Here is a 23,979-nt window from a genome sequence, read left to right as displayed (position 1 = left end):
GTGATCGGGGATTATTGGCGCGCGCGAATGCCGCGCGGCGCCCGGCGATCTAGCTGGCCAGCCCGAAGAGGATGGCAAGCCGGTCGGCGGCGGCTTCGCGCTCTTCCGCCGGGCGATGGCCGCGGGCGAGGAGATCGCGGGCGCGGTCGAGGGCGGCGCGGGTTTCGCCGGCTTCGAGGTCTTCGGTCATGGCGTCGAGCCAGGGCACCTGGTCGTCTTCGGGCAGGGCGTCGGTGACGGCGGTGACGAGGAGGGAGGTGACTTCGTCCTCCCAGGAAAGCGCCTCGGTGCCGGTGAGGTGCGGCGCGGGCGGGGCCTCGGAGGCGGGCTGTGGATCGGCGAGGTCGGCGGGGTTGCGGCCGCCGGGGCGGGTGGAAAGCTCGATGACTTCGCTGTGGGCGCTGCGATCGACGAGGAGCTGGTCGGCGTCGATGCCGAGCGCGGCGAGGATGGCGGCCTGACGGGCGGGCGAGATCAAGTCGGCGGGCGCGGGGCTTTCGGGCGGGGCCTGTGCCTCCAGCGGGTGTGCGGGGCCGGTGTCGGTGTGCTGCCAGTCGTCGGCTTCGGAAGGGCAATGGGCCCGCAACACGCGCACGACGGTGCCGCCGAGATAGACGGCGAAGCCGAATTCGCCGCCGGGATGGGTGGTGCCCGTGAGGCGGAAGCCGAGGATTTCGACGCCCGGAAGGGCTTGGCTGAGGGCGGTGAGCCGGGGCGAGGGCGCGCCATCGGTGCGCTCGCGGAACTCGATGAGGGTGAGGCCGTCGTCGCCGAGCGGGGCGGAGAGGCGGGCCTCGTGGTCGGTGCCGCCAAAGCCCATGTCATCCAGCATCTCGCGGGCCAGAACGCCGCCTGTCAGGGTTCCGGGAGGCTGGGCCAGAAGGGACGGCTGCGCTGTGGCAGCCGGTTTCATGCCCCGACCGAGAAGGCGCGACAGCAGGCCGGGGGCGGAGGCCTCGTCAGGACGGCCCTGCGCTTCAGCCGTGGCAAGTGCCCGGGCAACCGCCAGCGGTGCGGCCCCGACGAGCGCAAAATCCAATACTGCGAAATCTTCCGTCATCTCCCCCTCCGGATGCCTGAAGCTTCGGCAGGGCCAACCTAGCCGCCTCCGCCTCCGGGGCCAAGCCCTCCGGCGTGGCAGGGCGCGGCTTGCCCCGCTTGCGGCGGAGCCACCCTTGCACTATAGCCCGCTAAAGACGCGCGGCCCCGCATGTGCCGCGCCCGATGCATCTGGAATGGACCTCATGGCACGACGCAAACTCGTCTACGAAGGCAAGGCAAAAATTCTTTACGAGGGCCCCGAGCCGGGCACGCTCGTGCAGTATTTCAAGGATGATGCCACCGCCTTCAACGCCGAGAAGAAGGCGACGATCGACGGCAAGGGCGTGTTGAACAACCGGCTCTCCGAATTCTTCATGGTGGGGCTCAACAACATCGGCGTTCCGACGCACTTCCTGAAGCGGCTGAACATGCGCGAGCAGCTGATCCGCTCGGTCGAGATCGTGCCGCTGGAAGTGATCGTGCGCAACTTTGCCGCCGGTTCCATGTCCAAGCGCCTCGGGCTGGAAGAGGGCACGCAGCTGCCCCGTCCGATCATCGAGTTTTCCTACAAGGACGACAAGCTCGGCGATCCGCTGGTGCCCGAGGAATACATCATCGCTTTCGGCTGGGCGACGCAGCAGGATCTCGATGACATCGTGGCGCTTGCTCTGCGGGTGAACGACTACCTCAGCGGCGTGATGTACGGCGTCGGGATCAAGCTCATCGACTTCAAGATCGAAGTGGGCCGGATCTGGGAGAATGATTTCATGCGGCTGATCGTGGCCGACGAGATCAGCCCCGACAGCTGCCGCCTGTGGGACATCGAGACCGGGCAGAAGCTCGACAAGGACGTGTTCCGCCGCGATCTGGGCAACCTCACGGATGCCTATACCGAAGTGGCCCGCCGCCTTGGCGTTTTACCCACCAATGGCCCCGCCCCGATGGGCAAGCCGACGCTGATTAACTGAACAGAGATCGAAAAGAGAGGGAGCCTGCCCGATGAAGGTTCGCGTTGACGTGATGCTCAAGACCGGCGTGCTCGACCCGCAGGGCGAGGCGGTGAAATCGGCGTTGGGGGCGCTGGGGTTTTCGGGCGTCGAGGGCGTGCGGCAGGGCAAGGTGATCGAGCTGGAGCTGGCCGAGGGCAGCACCGAGGCCGATGTGAAGGCGATGTGCGAGAAGCTGCTCGCCAACACGGTGATCGAGAGCTACGCGATCCACATGTGATGCCCCCACCGCGCGCCGCCCTCCGGGCGGCTGCGGCGAGGGTGTCTGGCCCTCCTATGTGCATCCGGGGCTGGACCGCTGCGGCAAGGGCCGCCAGTATCGGTGCATGTCCGATGCCTATTTCATCCGAACCCGCCATGACGGCCACCGCGAGATAAGCTGGCGGGCCTGGACGCTGATCTGGGTGGTGCCTGTGCTGTTTCTGGGCGCTGCCGCGCTGACCGCGCTTCAGGCTCTCACCGCGCCATGGGGCAAGGTGGAGGCCGTCGGCGAGGTGGTGGAGCTGCGCGAATACGAGGGCTGGAGCCCGCTGGAGGGGGAGGTGACCAACTATGCCCCGAGCTTCCGCTACACCCGCGGCGATGGCCGCGAGGTGACGGCCTCGGCGGGCATGTCGCATTCGGAGTGGAATTTTCCGGTCGGCAGCCGGAAGACCATTCTCTACGATCCCGACACCAACGGCGATGTTTACCTGCCCGGTCCGTGGCACTGGATCCTGCCCGGCGCACTCGCGGCGCTGGGGCTTGCCACGGCGCTGCCTGCGCTGATCCTCTCGCTTGTCCTGCTGCGCTGGCGCGCCCGCGCCCCGGTGCATCCGGGCGCGCGGAACTAGACTCGATTTGTCACTTTGCGCTGCCGCCGCGCTGGCATACCCTGCCGTCGGTCCGAAACCGGGAAGACGCCATGCGGCTGCTGACGGCCATCTTTCTGCCTCTCCTGCTGCTTGCCCTTCCGGTGCGGGCTCAGGAGGCTGCGTTCGACTACCCGCATATCCCCGGTGCCGCGCAGGAGTTCTATGAAACCGCCCGCAGCGGCGAGCCGACGGCGGCCTATAACTACATCCTGCCGCTCTTGTCGGAGAACACCCTGACCGATGCGGAGCGGCGCCAGATCATCGGGTATCTGGAGGCGGCATTTGCCGGCTACGACCACGATGATCCGACGGGGGCCTATTACGCGGCGATGGCTGCGAACGTGCTCATCACCATCAATGCGCAGCTGACCGAACACACGCAGGCGCTCGGCTGGGTCAGCCGATGCCTCGAGCTGCTGGGAGAACGCTGGCAGGAGCGCGAAGCCAATCTGACGCTCGGCCTGTGCCTCGAGAATGCGGCGATGACGCTCAACGAGCTGTCGCGCTACGAGGAGGCGATCGAATATGCCGGGCTGGCGCGACAGGTCTACAAGGTCTTCGTCGCCGAAGAACCGATGATGGAGTTCTACCAGGCCAACACGCTGATGCTGGAAGCCAATGCCCTCGACGGGCTGAAGCGGCACCGGGAGTCGATCGGGGTGAACGAGGATGCACTGGAGATCTACGAGCGGCTGGAGGGGCCGGAGGGGGCCTCGGCAGCGGCGATCATTTCCAACATCGGGGCGTCTTACTGGTATCTCAAGGAACTGGAGCCAGCGCGGGATTGGTCGTTGCGGGCGCTGCCTCTGCTCGACCGGTACTGGGGCGCGCACAGCTACGCTCCTTCTGTGGTGCGCATCAACCTCGGGCTGATTGCCTTCGACATGGGGCGCGAGGAAGAGGCAATGCGCTACGCGGTCGAGATCCTTCCCTATATCGCGTCCAACCCGCGTTCTTCGCTGAACAACCAGCGCTGGACCTTCGAGCTGATGCGCAACATCTTCGCCAAGCGGGGCCAGCGCGAGCGGGCGATCCTGTTCGGCAAGATGGCGGTGAACGCGCAGCAGGAGATCCGCGCCCTGAACCAGGCCCTGCCGGAGGAGCACACCGAGGGGCTGCGGGAGGAGTGGAGCCGGCTCTACCGCGACCTCGCCGATCTGATGATTGCCGAGGGGCGGTTTTCGGAAGCGCAGGCGGTGCTGAACATGGAAAAGGAGCAGGAGGCCTTCGAGTTCCTGCAGCGCGACGGCGAGGCCGATCTGCGCGACACCGTGGCCGTGCTGACCGACACCGAGAAGAGCGATGCCGAGAAGCTGGCGGAACTGGCGATGAGGCCGGTGGAGGCGCATGTGGCGTGGCAGGCGCTTTCGGCGCGGCTCGAGGCAGGTGGCGGCACGGCGGAGGAGGAAGACCAGCTCTTCCTGCTCGAGGATGCCATGGCCGAGGCCAGCGCCGCCTTCGAGCTGGAGGTCGAGGCCTTTCTGGCGGATGTGGAGGAGGAGCGGCGCGAGGGCTTTGACGCGCGCTTCGATGCAACAGGAGCCTATCAGGCGATCCTGACGGCCCGCGACCGGCCCTCCGCGATCCTGCAACTGGCGATGCTGGATGAAGCGACCCATCTGTTCCTGACCCTGCCGGGGGCGACGGTGCACGAGCAGGTCGTGGTGCCGCGCGAGGAGATGAACCGCATGGTCTTCGACGCGCTTCAGGCTATCGAGGCCCGTAGTCCGGAGGCCGAGGCGAAACTTCACGCCCTCTACGAGGTGCTGTTCGCGCCGATCCGCCCGGCGCTGGAAACCGCCGGGACCGAGGTGGTGATGGTGAACGCCGACGGGGTGCTGCGCTACGTGCCCTTCGCGGCGCTGCATGACGGCAACGGCTACCTTGTCGAAGACTACGCCTTTGCGCTCTACGTTGCCGCGGTGCAGACCCAGTTTCAGCGGCCCGAGCGCAAGGCGGAGAGTGCCGCAGGCTTCGGAGTGACGGAGGCGCATGAAGGGTTTTCGGCGCTGCCGGGCGTGGCCTCGGAGCTTGAAACGCTGTTCACCGCCGCGGACGGACAGGGGCTGCTGGCGGGTGAGGCGCTGCTGGATGGTGCCTTTGATGCCCGCGCCCTGCGACGCACGCTGCGCAACCCGCCCGAGCTGTTGCACATCGCCTCGCATTTCGCGCTGCGCCCCGGGCAGGAGGACGACAGCTTTCTGCTCATGGGCGACGGCTCGCATCTGCCGCTCTCCGAGCTGCGCAGCTCGAAGTTCCGCTTTACCGGGGTCGACCTGCTGACGCTGTCGGCCTGCCAGACGGCGCGCGGCGGGGATGGCTCGGAAATCGACGGCTTCGGCGCGGCAGCCCTGATGGGGGGCGCGAGCGCGGTGCTGGCCTCGCTCTGGCCGGTGGCCGACGCGGCCACGCCGGTGCTGATGCGCGACTTCTACGCCGGGCTCTACCAGCGCGGCGAAGACAAGGCAGAGGCACTGCGGCGGGCGCAGGTGGCCATGCTGCACGGCGGAACGTCCGGAGAAAGCCCGGCAGCGGGCGGCAACCGCGCGGCCACCGCCCTCAAAGCGGGCGGCGGGGCAGGGGCGGTGAGCGATTTCGCCCATCCCTACTTCTGGTCGGCCTTCGTGCTCATGGGCAACTGGCTTTGAGCCGCGATCCGGGCTAAGGGGAGCCAAAGCGCCCCCGAGCACAGAGGAATCGCCCATGAAAGCCGCCGTCATCACCTTTCCCGGCTCCAACTGCGACCGCGACCTTGCGGTGGCCTTCGAGCAGGCCGGTTTCGAGGTTACGCGGGTCTGGCACAAGGACACGGCATTGCCGGGCGGCATCGACGTTGTGGGCATTCCGGGTGGCTTTTCCTTCGGCGACTATCTGCGCTGCGGCGCGATTGCGGCCAATTCCCCGATCTGCCGCTCGGTGGTGGCCCATGCCGAGGCGGGCGGCTTTGTTCTGGGCATCTGTAACGGGTTTCAGGTGCTCTGCGAGACCGGGCTTTTGCCGGGCGTGCTGATGCGCAATGGCGGGCTGAAGTTTGTCTGCCGCAACGTGGGCCTGGCGGTGGCGACCCCCGACAGCCCCTTTACCGCCGGATATGCACAGGGCGACGAGCTGGTGATTCCGGTGGCGCATCACGACGGCAACTACACCATCGACCCGGAGGGCCTTGCGGCGCTGGAGAGCGAGGGCCGCGTGGCCTTCCGCTACACCGACAACCCCAATGGCTCCACGGCGGACATTGCCGGGGTGCTCTCGGAAAACCGCAGGGTGCTGGGGATGATGCCCCACCCGGAGCGGGCGGTGGATGCCTCTCACGGGGGCACCGACGGGACGGCGATGTTTGCCGGGCTCGCCGAGGCGATGGTGTCGGCCTGAGGGCCGGGCCCGGGCGCCCCACGGGGCAACGGGCCTGTCTCTCACCTTCGCGGCACCCGCCGCGCCTGCATCTTCCCCAAAGCCGCGTCGCGCCGTAGAGTTGTGACATGAAAGAGCCCGCCAAGCCCTCGCGCAGCCTGCGCCGCAAAATCATGCGGCTCGGCTGGGTGTTCATCCTTGCCCTCGCAGGGGTGACGGTGTGGCTGACCAACCATTACCTGACCCAACGCTTCACAGAGACCACGCGAAACCAGTCGGAGCTGCGACAGGCGCTCTATGCCGGCAACATCATCTCGGAGTTGCAGCGTGCGCAGGTCGTGCCCCTGCTGCTCTCGCGCGACCCCTCCCTGATCGGGGCGCTCAACAGCGCCGACTTTCTGACCACATCGCAGCGGCTGATCGAATTGCGCGACGAGATCGGGGCCAAGTCGATCCTGATGCTCGACACGACGGGCCGGGCCGTGGCCTCGACCGACCGCAACCTGCTGGGCTCCAACCACCGCGCCGCGCCCTACTTTGTCGAGGCGCAGCGCGCCGACAGCACCGTGTTCACCCTGCACCTGCAGGAAAACAACGCCATGGAGTTCGCCTACTCGCGGCTGATCCGGCATGACAACAAGGGCATCGGGGTGATCGTGGTCGAGGTCGACCTCGGCAAGTTCGAGCGGCAGTGGTCGGGGATTTCCGATGCGGTGCTGGTGACGGACAGCACCGGGCGGGTGATCCTGTCGACCGAACCGCGCTGGCGCGGCCATCCGCTGAACGAGGCGCTGGCCGAGCAGGAGGCGCCTTCGGCCATCCAGCGCGCGATCGATGCCACCTCCGACTGGAGCTTCATCCCGCCCGATGCCTACCTCTTCGGGGAGGCGGTGATGCGCACCGACGGTCGCATTCCGTTCCAGGGCTGGCGGATGACCTCCTTCACCGCCTACAGCCCGGTGCGCGAGCGGGTGAACGGGGTGCTGGCGCTGGAGATCATGGGCTTTGCCCTGCTGCTGGCAGGCTCCTTTTGGTGGCTGTCGCGCAAGGCCAGATCGGAGCGTCGGGTGGCGCTTCGGGAGTCGGCAGAACTTCGCCAGTTGAACCTTCGGCTGCAGCGGGAAATCGCCGAGCGCGAGAAGGCGGAACGGAGCCTCGAGGTGGCCGAACAGACCCTTGCGCAGAGCTCCAAGCTGGCCGCTCTGGGCGAGATGTCGGCGGCGGTTTCCCACGAGCTGAACCAACCGCTCGCGGCCATGCGCACCTACCTCGCCGGGGCCCGCCTGCTGCTGGAGCGCAAGCGCCCCGCGGAGGCACTTTCGTCGTTCCAGCGCATCGACGATCTGATCGGCCGGATGGGGGCGATCACCCGGCAGCTCAAGAGCTATGCCCGGAAGGGCGACGTGGCCTTCGAGCCCTTTGATCTAAGGGACGCGGTGAGTGCGGCCCTTTCGATGATGGAGCCGCAGCTGCGCTCGCGGCATGTGTCGATCACCCGCAGTCTGACCTCGGAACCGGTGATCATCCGGGCCGATCGGCTGCGCGTGGAGCAGGTGCTGGTGAACCTCTTCCGCAACGCGCTGGACGCCACCCGAGACGTGGCGGAGCCGGCGTTGGAGCTGATCCTCGCCACCGGTGACACCGCCACCTTGACGCTGCGCGACAATGGTCACGGGATCGAGGATCTCGACCATCTTTTCGAGCCCTTCTACACCACCAAGGCCCCCGGAGATGGTGTCGGTCTGGGGCTTGCCATCTCCTCGGGGATCATCAACGAGTTGGGCGGACGTCTCACGGCGCGGAACGGAAGGGCGGGTGGCGCAGTTTTTGAACTGCAACTGCCGATCCTCCGCCAAGACAGCGCCACGGCGGCGGAATAGAGCAGGGACCCTAGGAACAAGATGGCTCAGGCTATGAAAATCGCGATCATCGACGACGAACAGGACATGCGCCAATCGATCAGCCAATGGCTGGCGCTCTCCGGTTTTGAAACTGAAACCTACCCTTCCGCCGAAGAGGCGCTGAAGGGCATCGGCCCCGACTTTCCGGGCGCCGTGGTCTCCGACATCCGGATGCCCGGTATGGACGGTATGGCCCTGCTGAAAAAGCTGATGGCGCAGGACTCCGCGTTGCCGGTCATCATGATCACCGGCCATGGCGATGTGCCAATGGCGGTGGAGGCGATGCGGGTGGGGGCCTTCGACTTCCTAGAAAAGCCCTTCAACCCCGACCGGATGACCCAGCTCGCCAAGCGCGCCACCCAGCGCCGCCGGATGAGCCTTGATGCCCGCGCCCTGCGCCGCGAATTGAGCGGTGGCACCACGATCATGAAGAAGCTGATCGGCGCCTCCCCGGTGATGGAGCGGCTGCGCGAGGATATTCTGGATCTCGGCCAGGCCGACGGCCATGTGCTAATCGACGGCGAGACCGGCACGGGCAAGACGCTGGCCGCCCATGCGCTTCATGCCGTGGGCAGCCGCGCCTCCAAGGAGTTCGTGATCCTCTCCTGCGCCGCCTTCGACGAAGAGGAACTGGCCGCGCAGCTCTTCGAGGGCAATTCCGAGACCGGCCGCCTGCCGCTGGTGGAGCAGGCCCGGGGCGGCACGCTTTGCCTTGAGGACATCGAGGCACTCAGCCCGGCGCTGCAGGCACGGCTCTTGCAGTTCATCAACGATCAAGGCACCCCGGCGGAAACCCGCATTGTCGCCGTGAGCAACCTGCAGGAGCAGGGCAAGACCTCGGAAGACATGCTGCGCCCCGATCTCTACTACCGGCTGGCGGCCATGAAGATCACGCTGCCGCCGCTGCGCCAGCGCGGCGAGGACATCCTGATGCTGTTCACCCGCCTCTCGGAGAGCTTTGCCGAGGAATATGGCTGCGAGGCCCCGGCGGTTTCGGCGCAGGAAGCGGCACAGCTGCTGCAGGCGCCATGGCAGGGCAACGTGCGCCAGCTCATCAACATCGCAGAGCGCGCCGTGCTTCAGGCCCGTCGCGGCTCGGGCACAATCGCTTCGCTTCTGATGAACGACGAGGGCGAGGTGCAGCCGGTGATGACCACCGAAGGCAAGCCGCTCAAGGAATACGTTGAGGCGTTCGAGCGCATGCTGATCGACAACACGATGCGCCGCCACAAGGGCTCCATCGTCAACGTCATGGACGAGCTTTGCCTGCCCCGCCGCACACTCAACGAGAAGATGGCGAAATACGGGCTGCAACGCTCCGACTACCTGGGCTGAGCCCTTTGGAGCAGGCCGCTCGCTTGCGGCCCGCCCGCCCTTGAGCCATTGTTCCGCCGAGGAGTTATCCGGCAGGGAAGTGTATGGGCGGACAGGGAATTTTCTGGCCAGCGGTTGGTGAGGTCGGGCGCGGGCGGCGCCTTGCGCTGGGGTTGATCCGGTGTCCTCTTCTGATCGGCGCTCTGGGCGATGATCTGTTTTATCGGCGCTCGACAGCGCCCGATCTGCCCGCCGCAATCGCTGTAGCGGGCTGACCATGGCAATCTTCTTCTTCCTTGCATTGGCGCTGCCCTACATTGCGGCCTTCCTGCTGACCCTCGGTGTCGCCGGGGTGGCTGGCGCGGCGATCTGGCTGGTGAACGGCCGGCGCTGGTGGGGTTGGCTTGCGGGGGTGGCGCTCGCGCTGGCGGCAAGCTGCGTTTCGCCCGTGCTCCAGCGCATCGAAAGCGCCCGGACCAACGCTGCGCTCACCGCCGCCGAGCCGCAGCCCGCCCGGTTGGTGCTGGAGCCCGGGCCGCTCATCCACCTCGAAGATCACAACCATATGGGCATCACCTGCCGCCCCTGCGACTTTGCCGCGCTGCCCTTCGTGACAGAGGCCGAAACTGCCAGCATCCATCCTGTGCTCATCGACCACAGGGGCGAGCTGACCGCGCGCGCCAACCTCAACGCCCCCACGCCCGACCGCGCCGAGCGGGGCAGGTTCAGATATGCCTTCCTGTCGCTGCCCGCCTTCTGGTGGGAGGGCGCGCCCTTCGAGGCGCCGGCCTGGTATCCGTCGCCCGTGCCGGACGACCTGAAGGGCCTGCACATGCTGGTGGAACTGCCGCCAACCGGCATCATCCGGCCCGCGGAGCTGAAGCCGCTCTACCTGCGGGTCAATCGTCAGTACGAGGCGGAGCGGCTGTTTTCGTGGGGCTTTGTCACCGACACCGTGGCGCGGCCTTCGCCGGAAGACATCCTGCGCGATCTCGCAGCCCGCGCCAGCACGCCATGACCACCAAATGCGGGGGCAGGGCAGGCGGAGGCCACAATAGGTCTTTCGCTTTTGCAGCATCCATGAAATAGGGAAGCGCCAACCGAACCCTCACAAGGAGAGCCGTGATGGAGATTCGCGAGGCACTGACCTTCGATGATGTTTTGCTTGTTCCCGCCGAAAGCCGGGTGCTCCCTTCGACCGCCATCACGGCGACGAAGGTGACGCGCTCGATCACCATGAACATCCCGCTTCTCAGCTCGGCGATGGACACGGTGACCGAAGGGCGCATGGCCATCACCATGGCGCAGGCGGGCGGGATCGGGGTGATCCACAAGAACCTCGATGTCGAGGCACAGGCCCGTGAGGTGCGCCGGGTCAAACGCTTTGAAAGCGGGATCGTCTACAGCCCCGTCACCCTCACGCCCGATCAGACCCTGGCCGATGCCAAGGCCCTGATTGAGCGATACAATTTCACCGGCTTCCCGGTTGTCGACGAGGCCCATCGCGTGGTGGGCATCGTCACCAACCGCGACATGCGCTTCGCCACCTCCGACGAGACACCGGTGAAGGTGATGATGACCTCGAAGGATCTTGCGATCCTGAAGGAGCCGGCCGATCGGGAAGAGGCGATATCGCTGATGAAGGCGCGGCGGATCGAGAAGCTGCTGGTGACGGATGCGACCGGCAAGCTCACCGGCCTGCTGACGCTGAAGGACACCGAGCAGTCGGTGCTCAACCCGACGGCCTGCAAGGACAGCCTTGGCCGCCTGCGGGTGGCAGCGGCCACCTCGGTGGGGGACTCGGGCTTCGAGCGCACGGAAGCCCTGATCGACGCGGGCGTGGACATCGTGGTGATCGACACCGCCCATGGCCATTCGGAAGGGGTGATCGCCGCCGTGAGGCGGGCCAAGACCCTCTCCAATGAGGTGCAGGTGATTGCGGGCAACGTCGCCACGGGCGAGGCAACCCGTGCCCTGATCGACGCGGGCGCGGATGCGGTGAAAGTCGGTATCGGGCCCGGCTCGATCTGCACCACCCGCATGGTCGCAGGCGTCGGCGTGCCCCAGCTCACCGCCATCATGGACTGTGCCAAGGCCGCAGGGGATGTGCCGGTGATCGCGGACGGTGGCATCAAGTTTTCCGGCGATTTTGCCAAGGCCATCGCGGCAGGCGCGTCCTGTGCCATGGTTGGTTCGATGATCGCTGGCACGGATGAAAGCCCGGGCGAGGTGATCCTGTGGCAGGGCCGCTCGTTCAAGGCCTACCGCGGCATGGGTTCGCTTGGTGCGATGGCGCGCGGTTCTGCCGATCGCTACTTCCAGAAGGATGCGGCGAGCGACAAGCTCGTGCCCGAAGGCATCGAGGGGCAGGTGCCCTACAAGGGCTCGGCGACCGCCGTGATCCACCAGCTCGTCGGCGGCTTGAGAGCGGCCATGGGTTACACCGGCTGCGCGACCGTCGAGGAGATGCGCAAGAACTGCACATTCGTGAAGATCACCGGCGCCGGCTTGAAAGAGAGCCATGTGCACGACGTGCAGATCACCCGTGAAAGCCCGAATTACCGCGTAGGCTGAGGCGGTTACGGGCCTGACTTGAGGTAACACATGACTCCCGCCGCCCGCATTGCCGCTGCCGCCCAGGTGCTTGATGCCATCGCCGGAGGGCTCGCCGCTGAGCAGGCCCTGAGCCGTTGGGGCCGGTCCAATCGCTTTGCTGGGTCCGGGGACCGGGCGGCAATCCGCGACCATGTGTTTGATGCCCTGCGCTGCCACCGCAGCTTCTCGGCCCGGGGGGGCGGCGAGAGTGGCCGGGCGCTGATGCTTGGGATGCTGCGCGCTCAGGGGCGCGACTCGGCTGAGATGTTCTCGGGTGTGGGCCATGCCCCTGCGGTGCTGACAGAGGCAGAAGCCGCTGCCGGTGAGGTGCCTGAGGGTGTGCAGGCGCTGGACTGCCCGGACTGGCTTGCGGACGATCTGAAGTCGTCGCTGGGCGACGATTTTGCACCCGTTCTCAAGGCGATGCAGGCCAGAGCTGATGTGTTCCTGAGGGTCAATGCTTTGGCGTCCACCCCCGAGGCGGCCTGTGCTGCACTGGGGATTGAGGGCATTTCGGCCGAGCCCTTTCCACTCGCGACAACCGCCCTGCGTGTGACCGATGGCGCCCGCCGCATCCGCAACTCCCAGGCCTTCGCCGATGGCTTGGTTGAACTGCAGGATGCCGGGTCGCAGGCGATCTGCGAGGCGCTGTCGCTGCCTGCGGAGGGGCGTGTGCTTGATTACTGCGCGGGCGGTGGCGGCAAGAGCCTTGCGCTGGCCTGTCGCGCGCCGCACCTCACCTATGTGGCGCATGACGCCCACCCTCTGCGGATGAACGATCTGCCTGCTCGTACAACCCGTGCCGGGGTCCGGATTGCCCCGATTGAGGCTCCGGAGGGGCCCTACGAGTTGGTCGTCGCCGATGTGCCCTGTTCGGGCTCGGGTGCCTGGCGGCGACAGCCGGAGGCCAAGTGGCGGCTGGACCGCGCTGGCCTCGAGGCCCTGCTGGCCACACAGGCGCGGATCCTCGACACGCTGGTGGCCCATGTCAGCCCCGGCGGGCAGCTGGCCTATATGACCTGCTCCCTGCTGGACGCCGAGAACGATGCACAGATTGCGGCCTTCCTGTCCCGCCATCCCGGCTGGACCCGGGAAAGCTCGCTGCGGCTGACCCCGCTCGATGGCGGAGACGGTTTTTTCCTTGCCGTAATGCGACCTCCCGAAGAGAGTTGACGTAGGAGGAATGCACAGAAGACCGGGTGTCTTAATCGCCGATTAACGATTTTTGGGCGATGGTGCTTTGCAACGAATCAAAGGGAGTTCCGACCTGTGTCACACCCTGCGCTGACACCTTCACCACTTGCGCGAATGGCGCAGGCGTTTCGGGGAAGGATTTGGCAGGTTCTCGGGCTGGCTCTGGTGTTGGTCTCTGTCGGGGTGGTTCTGCCCGGGGTTGAGCTGTCGCTGATCTTCATCACGTGTGGCGCAACGCTGACCGCCCTGCTGGTGCTTCTGCGCCTGATGAGCGCGCGGCAGGCGGTGGCCGAAAAGGCCCTTGCCGAAACCGTTGCAGGCTTCACCGAGCTCGACAGTTCTCCCTGTTTCACCACCGACCTTGATGGCGCCGTTACCCATTTCAACGCCAGTGCGCGCAAGCGTTTTTCCGTCAATGCGGGCGAGAGCCTGCCGCGGGTTATGCGGGATCTGCTCGCCAATCCGGCCGCGCTGCTTCGCCGGCTCGAGACAAGGGCCGATACCCGGGGCCACGCCGCTGAAGATGTCGTCACCCGCAAGGGCCATATGAGGCTGGTCGTGCATCGGCTCGGGGAAGACGGGTTCCTGTGGCGGATGGAAGACATGGTGGAACGTGAAGGTTCCCGAGGCGCAGAAAGCCTGAGCCTTCCTATGATGACGATCAACAAGACCGGCGCGGTCCTGTTCATGAACGAGTCGCTGCGCCGAGTGATCGGCGGGCGAGCCAAGCGGCTTGAAGACATCATCGTCGACGTGTCCGAAGCCGGGATCAGCGGCCCGCAGCGCATTACCGCCTCTGTGGGCGAACTGCGCTGCCACGTGGTGGAAATCGCGGGGCAGGCCGGGCGGCGGGAGGTGTATCTGCTGCCATCCACCGATGTTCCGGGGCGGCCGGTCCAGGATGGCACCGCGTCCCTCGAACTGCTGGACCATATGCCCGTCGCCCTGTTGCGCATCCAGCGTGATGGCACTCTGACCATGGCCAACCGGCTGGCGCGGGAGCTGCTGGGGCATGATGCACTGGTCGGCATGTCCTTCGCGGATCTGGTCGAAGGCCTTGGGCGCTCGGTCCGAGACTGGGTTGCAGAGGCTGCCGAGGGCCGCGGACCGCTGCGCCCTGAGGTGGCCCGCGCCAAGCTGCCGGTTCAGGACGTCTTCCTGCAGATTTCCCTCAGCCGCGTGGTTGAGGATGGCGAGGCCTCTCTGGTGGCCGTTCTGAACGATGCCACCGAGTTGAAGACCTTGGAGGCGCAGTTTGTTCAGAGCCAGAAAATGCAGGCGATCGGTCAGCTTGCCGGCGGTGTGGCGCATGATTTCAACAACCTGCTGACCGCCATCGCGGGCCACTGCGACCTGCTCCTGCTGCGCCACGATCAGGGAGATCCTGATTACGGCGATCTGGTGCAGATCAACCAGAACGCCAACCGCGCGGCCAGTCTGGTCGGCCAGCTGCTGGCGTTTTCGCGAAAGCAGAACCTCCAGCCCGAGGTTTTGGACATGCGCGAAACCCTCTCGGATCTTGGCCATCTGCTCAACCGACTGGTGGGAGAGCGGGTGAATTTGGCCCTCAGTCACGAGCCCGACCTGCCCTCGATCCGCGCCGACAAGCGGCAGCTTGAGCAGGTCATCATGAATCTGGTGGTGAATGCACGCGATGCCATGCCCGAGGGCGGCACGATCACCGTGGAGACCCAACAGCGCGTGCTGAAAGAGGAGATGCATCGGGATCGCGCAACAGTGCCGCCCGGGGGATACGTGGTTGTCTGCGTTTCCGATGAGGGGTCTGGCATCCATCCCGACAAGATCGGCAAGGTTTTCGAACCGTTCTGGACCACGAAGCGTCCCGGCGAAGGCACCGGCCTCGGGCTTTCGACCGCCTATGGAATCGTCAAGCAGACGGGCGGCTACATCTTCGTGGATTCCGTTCTGGGGCAGGGGAGTTGTTTCACCCTCTACCTCCCGGTCCATGATCGCCCCGAGGAGGCGCCGCGCCCGACGGCGGACGCCGTTCCGCGCGACCACTCCGCCGAGGGCGAAGGCGTCATCCTTTTGGTGGAGGATGAGGCGCCGGTAAGGGCCTTTGCGTCGCGGGCCTTGCGGATGAGAGGCTACACAGTGCTGGAGGCAGAGAACGCAGAGGACGCGCTGAAGATGCTTGAAGACATTGAGCTGAAAGTGGATGTCTTCGTGACAGACGTGATCATGCCGGGCATGGACGGCCCGAGTTGGGTGCGCAAAGCCTTGGAGATGCGTCCGGATGTGAAGGTTGTCTTCGTGTCAGGCTACGCAGAGGACAGCTTTGACAATGAGCAGGCCTTGATTCCAAACTCGGTGTTTCTGCCGAAGCCCTTCTCGTTGAATGAGCTGACCGCCAAGGTCCACGATCAGACCCACTGAAAGTCCGTTACCGACATCGGACGAGTTTCAGATGTTCTTCCAGTCGCCGCCGGAGATCAGCGCGTCGTAAAGCCGAAAATCCTTCTCGAGCGCTTTCGCCAAGGGCGCGGCCAGCCCGGGGTCGACCTCCAATGGCGCTTCGGGCGACACGTTCTCCTGCTCCAGCTTGATCTCGCGGTCCAGCCGGTTCTCGAGGAAGTCCACGAGCGTGTCGAAACGTTCATAAGGGAAGAGATAATCTATCCCGACTCGCCCGTCGTCACGGCGCAGGAACTTCCACTGGCGACCCAAGCGGGAATAAGCGGGCTGAGAGTCTTTCAGGTAGCCTTTCAGGAACGTGGAAAAATCCATGTCGCGGGTCGAGTTGTTCTGCCCTACCAGATCGTTGCGCCGGCGATAGCGATACCAGCTTCCGAGCCAGTCAAGCGGCTCGCGCATCACGGCAACTGTGCGAAAACTCGGCCACTCCTTTTCACCGACGATCCGGGGCATCAGGCGGTTTACCCAGGCAAACCCCATGTGCTTGACGAATGGCGGATGCCGAAAGGCGATATCGGCCTCGTTTCCGAGCGCGGATTCGAGCGCATGGGTCCCCGTCTTGGGCGTAGCCAAAAGCACAAGCCGTGCGTCCCAGAATACCAGCATCCAATCCCTCTTTAGCTGCGCCGCGATGCTTTTCGTAACCGTTCACGCTTCATTAACCAAGGGGAGTCCAAGATGAGGTGGTGAAGATTCATCTTGCTTTGTTCTCGTTTTGATCGCATAAAGCAGAGAACAAGAAGAGAACAACGGCAGTCATTGCCGCCCCGCGCGGCATATGGAATAAGGACGGGAATAATGGGCACAGCGAAACTTCTGGACATGGGCAAATCACCTAACGGCGACAAGCAAAAGGCGCTCGACAGCGCGCTGGCGCAGATTGAGCGGCAGTTCGGCAAGGGTTCGATCATGAAGCTCGGCGGCGAAAACCAGTTGCCGGACATCGAATCGACTTCCACGGGCTCCCTCGGGCTCGACATTGCCCTTGGCATCGGCGGGCTGCCGAAGGGCCGGATCATAGAAATCTATGGTCCGGAGAGCTCGGGCAAGACCACCCTGACACTGCATTGCGTAGCCGAAGAGCAGAAGAAGGGTGGCGTTTGTGCCTTTGTCGACGCCGAACACGCGCTGGACCCGCAATACGCCCGCAAGCTGGGTGTCGACCTCGACGAGCTGCTGATTTCGCAGCCCGACACCGGCGAACAAGCGCTTGAGATCACCGATACGCTGGTGCGCTCCGGGGCCGTGAGCATGGTTGTGGTCGACTCGGTTGCCGCGCTCACCCCGAAATCGGAGCTGGAAGGCGACATGGGCGATTCCAGCGTCGGCGTTCACGCCCGTCTGATGAGCCAGGCCATGCGCAAGCTGACCGGCTCGATCAGCCGCTCCAACTGCATGGTCATCTTCATCAACCAGATCCGGATGAAGATCGGCGTCATGTTCGGCTCGCCCGAAACCACCACCGGCGGCAACGCGCTGAAGTTCTACAGCTCGGTGCGCCTCGATATCCGCCGCATCGGCTCGATCAAAGACCGCGACGAGGTGGTGGGTAACGCGACCCGCGTGAAAGTCGTGAAGAACAAGGTCGCCCCGCCGTTCAAGCAGGTGGAATTCGATATCATGTATGGCGAAGGTATCTCGAAAACCGGCGAGCTGCTGGACCTCGGGGTAAAAGCCGGCGTGGTGGAAAAGTCCGGTGCGTGGTTCTCCTACGGCGACGAGCGCATTGGCCAGGGCCGGGAGAATTCGAAGCAGTTCCTGAAGGATAACCCGGATATCGCCTTTGAGATCGAAGACAAGATCCGGGCATCGCACGGGCTCGAGTTTGACGCGGCCGACAAGGATGACAGCGCCGGTGGTGATGATGACGAGATGTTCGAATCCTGAGGGTCTCGGCTCCTGACTGAATTTTTCGAAGGCGGCCCTTGATGGCCGCCTTTGTTCTTTTCAGGGCCTCGCAGGGCAGGGGACGAGTTGCAATTCCGGTCGCGGGGCAGCTAGATCAGGCATGTAACCGAGAGTCATGGCCCGCAATCCAACGGGACGACCTCTCCGGCCTGACCACTATTGAATAGGACGCCCCATGCCCGCTCTCTGGATTGCCCACGTGACTGTCACTGACCCCGACGCCTACGGAAAATACGCCGAGCTGGCCGGACCGGCGATTGCGAAGCATGGCGGAAGCTTCATCGCAAGAGGCGGGAAGTTCGTTCAGCTTGAGGGCAAGGAACGGCCGCGCAACGTTGTGGCGCGCTTCCCGTCGGTTGAAGCCGCGGTGGAGTGCTACAATTCGCCGGAGTATCAAGAGGCGCTCAACCACGCGCGTGGCGCGAGCGAGCGCGAGCTGATGGTGGTTGAAACCTCGGAGTAGGCGCCTCAGGCGTAAGGGTTCTTGGGGTTTCGGTCGCTGGACAATGACCCGGATTTCCTCGCGACAAGGGCTTCGATTGCATCTGCGAGATGTACATCGCCGATGGCCTTGTCTCCCGCCGCGACGCGAAGTTTATGGGCTTCGGCCAGCACTTCGGCATGGGTGCTTCCGGCGGGCGGGTCGAACTTGTAGCAGGCCAGTTCGATCAGCAGACCGAGCGGATCCTTGAAGTAGATTGAATCCATGAAGCCGCGGTCTTTGGGGCCGGAATGCCCGATGCCGCGGGCTTCGATCCTGGATTGGGCCTGGTTCCAGACGACCTTGGAGACGATGAAGGCGAGGTGGTGCACGCAGCCGGGCTCGGTGGGGGTGCGCCGCCGGTTCGGAGTGCGGCTCTCGTCGGTGAAGATGGTGATCAACCGTCCGTCACCGGGATCGAAATAAAGGTGGCTTTCTTCCGGATTGTCGAGGTTGGGCTGCTCGAACAGGAAGGGCATGCCGAGCACGCCCTCCCAGAAGTCGATGGATGTCTGCCGGTCGGCGCCGGTGAGCGTGATGTGATGCACGCCCTGGGTCTGGATCTTTAGCATGTGACCTCCGGATGGTGGGTTTTGCCCACCCTATATCCATCCGGAGGACGGGTGTTACCCCTCTGCGCGCGCAGCCTTCTTGCGCTCATGCGGATCAAGATGGCGCTTGCGCAGGCGGATAGCGTTGGGCGTGACCTCGACCAGCTCGTCGTCGTTGATGTAAGCGATTGCTTCTTCGAGCGAGTGTGTGATCGGCGTCGTCAGGCGGACGGCCTCATCGGTGCCCGAGGCGCGCACGTTGGTCAGCTTCTTGCCCTTCAGCGGGTTCACCTCAAGGTCGTTCTCGCGGCTGTGCTCGCCGATGATCATGCCAGTATAGACCGGCGTCTGCGCGCCGATGAACATGCGGCCCCGGTCCTCAAGGTTCCACAGCGCATAGGCCACGGCCTCGCCCGGCTCCATCGAGATCAGCACACCCGCGCGGCGGCCCGGAATCGGGCCCTTGTGGGGGGCCCAGCCGTGGAACACGCGGTTCAGCACGCCGGTGCCGCGCGTGTCGGTAAGAAACTCTCCGTGATAGCCGATCAGCCCGCGCGAGGGCACATGGGCGATGATCCGGGTCTTGCCAGCCCCCGCCGGTTTCATCTCGACCAACTCGCCCTTGCGCGGGCCGGTTAGCTTTTCGATCACAGCGCCGGAATGCTCGTCATCCACGTCGATGGTGGCTTCTTCGATGGGCTCAAGACGCTGGCCGTCTTCTTCGCGCATCAGAACCTGCGGGCGCGAGATGGAAAGCTCAAAGCCCTCGCGGCGCATGTTCTCGATCAGCACGCCCATCTGCAATTCGCCGCGGCCCGCCACCTCGAAGGCCTCGCCGCCGGGGGTGTCGGACACCTTGATCGCCACGTTGACCTCGGCCTCCTTCATCAGCCGCTCACGGATCACGCGCGACTGCACCTTCTTGCCGTCACGGCCTGCAAGCGGCGAGTCGTTGATGCCGAAGGTCACGGAGATGGTCGGCGGGTCGATCGGCTGGGCGTCCAGCGCCTCTTCCACGGCCAGCGCGCAGATCGTGTCCGACACGGTCGCCTTCGACATGCCGGCCAGCGTTACGATATCGCCGGCAACCGCCTCTTCGATTTCCTGAAGCCCGAGGCCCCGGAAGGCCTGAATCTTGGAAACGCGGAACTGCTCGATCTTCTGGTTGTTGCGGGTCAGCGCCTGCACGGTCGCGCCCGCCTTGATACGGCCCGACTCGACGCGCCCCGTCAGGGTGCGACCGATGAAGGCATCCGCCCCCAGCGTGGTGGCCAGCATCCGAAAATCTTCGCCGGCGTGCTTCTGCTGCTTCGGGGCAGGCACATGATCGACGATCAGGCGGAACAGGGCCTCGAGGTTCTTGCGCGGCCCGTCCAGCTCGGTGTCGCACCAGCCGCTGCGCCCGGAGGCATAGAGGTGAGGAAAGTCGAGCTGGTCCTCATCGGCATCCAGAGCGGCAAAGAGGTCGAAGACCTCATCCAGCGCACGGTCCGGCTCGGCGTCCTGCTTGTCGACCTTGTTGAGCACCACGATCGGGCGCAGGCCGAGAGCGAGCGCCTTGGAGGTGACGAACTTGGTCTGCGGCATCGGGCCTTCGGCGGCGTCCACCAGCAGCACCACGCCATCAACCATCGACAGGATCCGCTCCACCTCGCCGCCAAAGTCGGCGTGGCCGGGAGTGTCGACGATGTTGATCCGCGCACCTTTCCACTCGACCGAGGTGCACTTGGCGAGAATGGTGATGCCGCGCTCGCGCTCGAGGTCGTTGCTGTCCATCGCCCGCTCGGCCACTGCCTGGTTTTCGCGGAATGCGCCGGATTGCTTCAGAAGCTCGTCCACGAGGGTCGTCTTGCCGTGGTCGACGTGGGCGATGATGGCGATGTTGCGCAGGTCCATGGGGCTCTCTTTGACTGTTCGGGCCGCGCATATCCTGCACTGCGGCGAAAGGCTAGGGGCTATGTGACCACATACCAGTCGCGGCGGTGGTTGAACGCAACGACAAGGTTGAGGATCACCGCGCCGAGGAGCGACCAGAGCACGGCGGAGAGCGGTAGGACGAAGGCGGCGACGGTGAAGAGGACCAGATCATGGATGAGCTGGGTCCATCCTGCGCGGAAGCCGTATTTGTCTTGCAGGATCAGCGCAATGATCGACACGCCCCCGAGCGAGGCGGAGTGGCGGAACAGGCCGAGCAGCCCCACGCCCGCGGCCACCCCGAAGAGCACGGCAGCGGCGGCGGGGTGGATCTGGGCGATCTGGAGCAGTGGTTTGAGCACTTCGGCCATGATGGAAAGCAGGGTGACGGCGGCAAGCGACTTGATGCAGAAGATCATCCCCCGTGCGCGCCAGGCGAAGGCATAGAACGGCAGGTTGATGACAAAGAACACCACGCCAAAGGACCAGCCCGAGAGATAGGCGATGATCAGCGCGGTGCCCGCCGTGCCGCTGGAGATCAGCCCTGCCGCCCGCAGAAGGTGCACCCCAAGCGCCGCCTGCGCCGAGGCGACGAGAAGGCCCTGGGCATCTTCAAGGAGCGAATAGTGCGGCGAGTCATTCGGCGTGGTCATGGTGCATCTGGCCCAGAGAGGGGTGTGGGGTCAAACCATGCCGGAGGGGCAGGGCGGGCTCGTCGGTGCGGCTGCCTCTCAGTGCGGCGTTGCCGATGAGAAAAGATGCAGCACCAGAACGCCCGACAGGATGAGGCCGAGGCCGATTATGGCGGGCAGGTCGAGTTTCTGGTTGTAGAGCAGCAGGCCCATCATCGCGATCAACACGATCCCGAGGCCCGACCAGATGGCATAGACCACGCCCACCGGCATCACCTTCACCGTCAGCGACAGGAAGTAGAACGACACCGCATAGGCCACGACTACCAGCACGGCGGGGGCGAGGCGGGTGAAGCCTTTGGTGGCGGGCAAGGCGACGGTGCCCACCGTTTCGGCGACAATGGCGAGCACGAGGAAGAGATAGGTCTTGGGCATCGGGGATCCATGGAGGGGGCGAGCTGCATTGGCAGTGACGAATCCTTACCCCGTCGGGCCGGCAGGGGCGAGTCCCCGCCTGTGCGCATTGCCACACAGTTACGCCTCGGAGGTGTGTGGAATTTCGCACAAGGGAGACGGCGGCGGGGTGGTGTCTTGGCGGTTAGGTGATTGGAAACGTGAGATAAATAGCAAGATGCCTGCTCTTATCATGCTTTTTCGTTGTGAAAGGATGACCTCACGATACCGTCACTGCACATGCTCCGCCGGAGGGCCGGGGCTTCAATCTTGGGAGGACACCATGTTCCGTAAAACGCTCATTCGGGCGGCCGCTATCGCTGTGCTTGCAACACCTCTTGCCGCGCAGGATGTCGCCCCTGAAATTACCCAGCCGCAGGCCGAAAATCCGGCCCGCGTCCTGCTCGTTGGCAACAGCTACCTCTATTACAACGACAGCCTGCACAACCATCTGCGCCGCATGGTCATGGCGGGCACCGAGGTGGAGCCGCAGTATAAATCCGCGACCATCGGCGGGGCGCGGCTGGACCATCACAACCTCGACTGGCTGACAGGGCCGGGGCAGATCGGCGTCGATGAACCCTTCGAGCTGGTGCTGCTTCAGGGCCATTCCAACGCGGCGCTCTCGGAAAAGAACCAGAAGCGCTACATGGATGCGGTGGTGAAGGCCAAGGAGCTGGTCGAGGGCCGTGGCGGCAAGATCGCGCTTTACATGCCCCACGCCTATGTCGCGCCCCACAACAGCGCCGATCCGGAGAACATCCGCGCCAACGAGCGGTTCTACACCGAGGCGGGCAACGAGATTGATGCCATCGTCATCCCTGTCGCGCTGGCCTTCGAGGAGGCCTACAAGCGCCGCCCCGACATGGCGCTTCAGCAGGATTACGACGGTAGCCACCCCACGCTGCTCGGCACCTTCCTCGCCGCCGCCACCGCCTATGCCACGCTCTACGGGGCCGATCCGGTGGGCAACGAATATGACTACTTCGGCCGGGTGAGCGCCGAGGATGCGGCCTTCCTTCAGGAAGTCGCCCGCGACACCGTCAACGCCTACTTCGGGCGCTGAAGCGGCGAAGGCCGGGGCGATCCCCCGGCCTTTTCCCTTTGCATCAGGGCTGCGGTCACAGCGCCTTTTGCAGGTTCTCGTCGATCTTTTCGAGGAAACCGATGGTGGTGTGCCAGCCCTGATCGGGGCCGACCAGAAGGGCGAGATCCTTGGTCATGTGGCCGCTTTCCACCGTGTCCACGATCACCTTTTCCAATGTCTCGGCAAAGCCCTTGAGCGCCTCGTTCTTGTCGAGCTTGGCGCGGTGGCGCAAACCGCCGGTCCAGGCGTAGATCGAGGCGATGGAGTTGGTCGAGGTGCTCTTGCCCTCCTGATGCTGGCGATAATGCCGCGTCACCGTGCCATGGGCCGCCTCGGCCTCCACGATCTGGCCGTCCGGGGTCATCAGCTGCGAGGTCATCATGCCTAGCGAGCCGAAGCCCTGCGCAACGGTGTCGGACTGCACATCGCCATCGTAGTTCTTGCAGGCCCAGACGAACTTGCCGTTCCACTTCAGCGCGCAGGCCACCATGTCGTCGATCAGCCGGTGCTCGTACCACAGCCCTTTGGCCTCGAACTGTTCCTTGAACTCGGCGTCGTAGATCTCCTGAAACAGATCCTTGAAGCGCCCGTCATAGGCCTTGAGGATGGTGTTCTTGGTCGAAAGATACACCGGCCAGCCGATGTTGAGCCCGTAGTTGAAGCTGGCGCGGGCAAAATCGCGGATCGACGGGTCCTGGTTGTACATCCCCATGTAAACGCCCGCATCCGGCGCGTCATACACCTCGCGTTCGATCACCTCGCCATTGTTGCCTTCCCATTTCATCGTCAACTTGCCGCCGGACGGGAAGTGGAAGTCGCTCGCCTTGTATTGATCGCCGAAGGCATGGCGGCCCACCACGATGGGCGAGGTCCAGCCTGGCACGAGGCGGGGCACGTTCTTGCAGATGATTGGTTGGCGGAAGACAACGCCGCCAAGGATGTTGCGGATCGTGCCATTGGGGCTGCGCCACATCTTCTTGAGGCCAAATTCCTCAACCCGCTGCTCGTCGGGCGTGATGGTGGCGCATTTCACGCCAACGCCAACTTCCTTGATCTTCTCGGCGGCGTCGATGGTGATCTGGTCGTTGGTCTCGTCGCGCACCTCGATTCCGAGGTCGTAATAGAGCAGGTCGATGTCGAGATAGGGCTCGATCAGCTTCTTCTTGATGAAATCCCAGATGATCCGGGTCATCTCGTCGCCGTCGATCTCGACCATCGGGTTTTCGACTTTGATCTTCGACATGGGCACGCTCCTGATTT

Annotated in this window: 21 protein-coding genes; 14 read left to right on the top strand and 7 right to left on the bottom strand. The window is 64.7% G+C overall.

Going from position 1 to position 23,979, the window contains the following annotated elements; translation table 11 throughout:
* Positions 1-49: 49 nt before the first annotated feature.
* Positions 50-1,060: a hypothetical protein gene (locus GTH22_RS06325; RefSeq protein ID WP_252944003.1), complete on the bottom strand. Its 1,011-nt coding sequence runs from the start codon at positions 1,058-1,060 to the stop codon at positions 50-52.
* Between the two features lie 184 nt (positions 1,061-1,244).
* On the opposite strand from GTH22_RS06325, the gene purC reads away from it, so the two are divergent.
* From purC to GTH22_RS06270, 11 genes are all read left to right on the top strand, one after another.
* A complete protein-coding gene (gene purC / locus GTH22_RS06320; protein ID WP_252944001.1) occupies positions 1,245-2,009 on the top strand; it encodes a phosphoribosylaminoimidazolesuccinocarboxamide synthase in 765 nt (254 codons plus the stop codon).
* A 31-nt stretch (positions 2,010-2,040) separates the two neighbouring features.
* Positions 2,041-2,268, top strand: a complete 228-nt coding sequence (gene purS / locus GTH22_RS06315) for a phosphoribosylformylglycinamidine synthase subunit PurS (protein ID WP_252943999.1) — start codon at positions 2,041-2,043, stop codon at positions 2,266-2,268.
* A 106-nt stretch (positions 2,269-2,374) separates the two neighbouring features.
* Entirely contained in the window at positions 2,375-2,881 is a 507-nt protein-coding gene (locus tag GTH22_RS06310) for a DUF3592 domain-containing protein (RefSeq protein ID WP_252943997.1), read from the top strand.
* Between the two features lie 71 nt (positions 2,882-2,952).
* Positions 2,953-5,550 (top strand): CHAT domain-containing protein, encoded by a 2,598-nt coding sequence (locus GTH22_RS06305; RefSeq protein WP_252943995.1) that lies wholly within the window; start codon positions 2,953-2,955, stop codon positions 5,548-5,550.
* A 55-nt stretch (positions 5,551-5,605) separates the two neighbouring features.
* Complete coding sequence (purQ, locus tag GTH22_RS06300; RefSeq protein WP_252943994.1) at positions 5,606-6,274, top strand: phosphoribosylformylglycinamidine synthase subunit PurQ; 669 nt, start codon at positions 5,606-5,608, stop codon at positions 6,272-6,274.
* A gap of 107 nt (positions 6,275-6,381) precedes the next feature.
* Entirely contained in the window at positions 6,382-8,133 is a 1,752-nt protein-coding gene (locus tag GTH22_RS06295; protein ID WP_252943992.1) for an ATP-binding protein, read from the top strand.
* 21 nt (positions 8,134-8,154) lie between these two features.
* Positions 8,155-9,489, top strand: a complete 1,335-nt coding sequence (locus GTH22_RS06290) for a sigma-54 dependent transcriptional regulator (RefSeq protein ID WP_252943990.1) — start codon at positions 8,155-8,157, stop codon at positions 9,487-9,489.
* Positions 9,490-9,745: 256 nt separating this feature from the next.
* Entirely contained in the window at positions 9,746-10,486 is a 741-nt protein-coding gene (locus GTH22_RS06285; RefSeq protein ID WP_252943988.1) for a hypothetical protein, read from the top strand.
* Between the two features lie 107 nt (positions 10,487-10,593).
* On the top strand, positions 10,594-12,042 hold the full coding sequence (gene guaB, locus GTH22_RS06280) for an IMP dehydrogenase (protein WP_252943986.1): 1,449 nt from the start codon (positions 10,594-10,596) through the stop codon (positions 12,040-12,042).
* A gap of 30 nt (positions 12,043-12,072) precedes the next feature.
* Complete coding sequence (locus GTH22_RS06275) at positions 12,073-13,236, top strand: RsmB/NOP family class I SAM-dependent RNA methyltransferase (RefSeq protein WP_252943985.1); 1,164 nt, start codon at positions 12,073-12,075, stop codon at positions 13,234-13,236.
* A 135-nt stretch (positions 13,237-13,371) separates the two neighbouring features.
* Entirely contained in the window at positions 13,372-15,654 is a 2,283-nt protein-coding gene (locus tag GTH22_RS06270; RefSeq protein ID WP_252943983.1) for an ATP-binding protein, read from the top strand.
* 27 nt (positions 15,655-15,681) lie between these two features.
* On the opposite strand, the gene GTH22_RS06265 is transcribed toward GTH22_RS06270, so the two are convergent.
* Positions 15,682-16,299 (bottom strand): gamma-glutamyl kinase, encoded by a 618-nt coding sequence (locus GTH22_RS06265; protein WP_252943981.1) that lies wholly within the window; start codon positions 16,297-16,299, stop codon positions 15,682-15,684.
* A 192-nt stretch (positions 16,300-16,491) separates the two neighbouring features.
* Here GTH22_RS06265 and recA point away from each other — a divergent pair, with 192 nt between their 5' ends.
* Together recA and GTH22_RS06255 are read left to right on the top strand one after the other, a co-directional pair.
* Positions 16,492-17,580: a recombinase RecA gene (gene recA, locus GTH22_RS06260; protein ID WP_305884658.1), complete on the top strand. Its 1,089-nt coding sequence runs from the start codon at positions 16,492-16,494 to the stop codon at positions 17,578-17,580.
* A 196-nt stretch (positions 17,581-17,776) separates the two neighbouring features.
* Positions 17,777-18,064, top strand: a complete 288-nt coding sequence (locus tag GTH22_RS06255; protein WP_252943980.1) for a DUF1330 domain-containing protein — start codon at positions 17,777-17,779, stop codon at positions 18,062-18,064.
* Positions 18,065-18,069: 5 nt separating this feature from the next.
* Here GTH22_RS06255 and GTH22_RS06250 read toward each other — a convergent pair whose 3' ends face one another.
* The 4 genes from GTH22_RS06250 to GTH22_RS06235 form a co-directional block, all read right to left on the bottom strand.
* A complete protein-coding gene (locus GTH22_RS06250; protein WP_252943979.1) occupies positions 18,070-18,654 on the bottom strand; it encodes a VOC family protein in 585 nt (194 codons plus the stop codon).
* A 54-nt stretch (positions 18,655-18,708) separates the two neighbouring features.
* Entirely contained in the window at positions 18,709-20,529 is a 1,821-nt protein-coding gene (typA, locus tag GTH22_RS06245) for a translational GTPase TypA (RefSeq protein ID WP_252943978.1), read from the bottom strand.
* A gap of 59 nt (positions 20,530-20,588) precedes the next feature.
* The gene (locus GTH22_RS06240) at positions 20,589-21,200 is read right to left on the bottom strand and encodes a YitT family protein (RefSeq protein ID WP_252943977.1); all 612 of its coding nucleotides are present in this window, start codon (positions 21,198-21,200) and stop codon (positions 20,589-20,591) included.
* Between the two features lie 78 nt (positions 21,201-21,278).
* The gene (locus tag GTH22_RS06235; RefSeq protein ID WP_252943975.1) at positions 21,279-21,614 is read right to left on the bottom strand and encodes a multidrug efflux SMR transporter; all 336 of its coding nucleotides are present in this window, start codon (positions 21,612-21,614) and stop codon (positions 21,279-21,281) included.
* A 301-nt stretch (positions 21,615-21,915) separates the two neighbouring features.
* Between GTH22_RS06235 and GTH22_RS06230 the strand changes: the two genes are divergently transcribed.
* A complete protein-coding gene (locus GTH22_RS06230) occupies positions 21,916-22,698 on the top strand; it encodes a hypothetical protein (RefSeq protein ID WP_252943973.1) in 783 nt (260 codons plus the stop codon).
* A gap of 55 nt (positions 22,699-22,753) precedes the next feature.
* On the opposite strand, the gene GTH22_RS06225 is transcribed toward GTH22_RS06230, so the two are convergent.
* Positions 22,754-23,962, bottom strand: coding sequence for an NADP-dependent isocitrate dehydrogenase (locus GTH22_RS06225; protein WP_252943971.1), 1,209 nt, complete (start codon positions 23,960-23,962; stop codon positions 22,754-22,756).
* Between the last annotated feature and the right edge of the window lie 17 nt (positions 23,963-23,979).

This window comes from Oceanicola sp. 502str15, from assembly GCF_024105635.1.
In the GTDB taxonomy this organism is placed as follows: domain Bacteria; phylum Pseudomonadota; class Alphaproteobacteria; order Rhodobacterales; family Rhodobacteraceae; genus Vannielia.
Note: the sequence above shows the minus strand (reverse complement) of the source record. Positions and strands in the feature narration are given on the sequence as shown.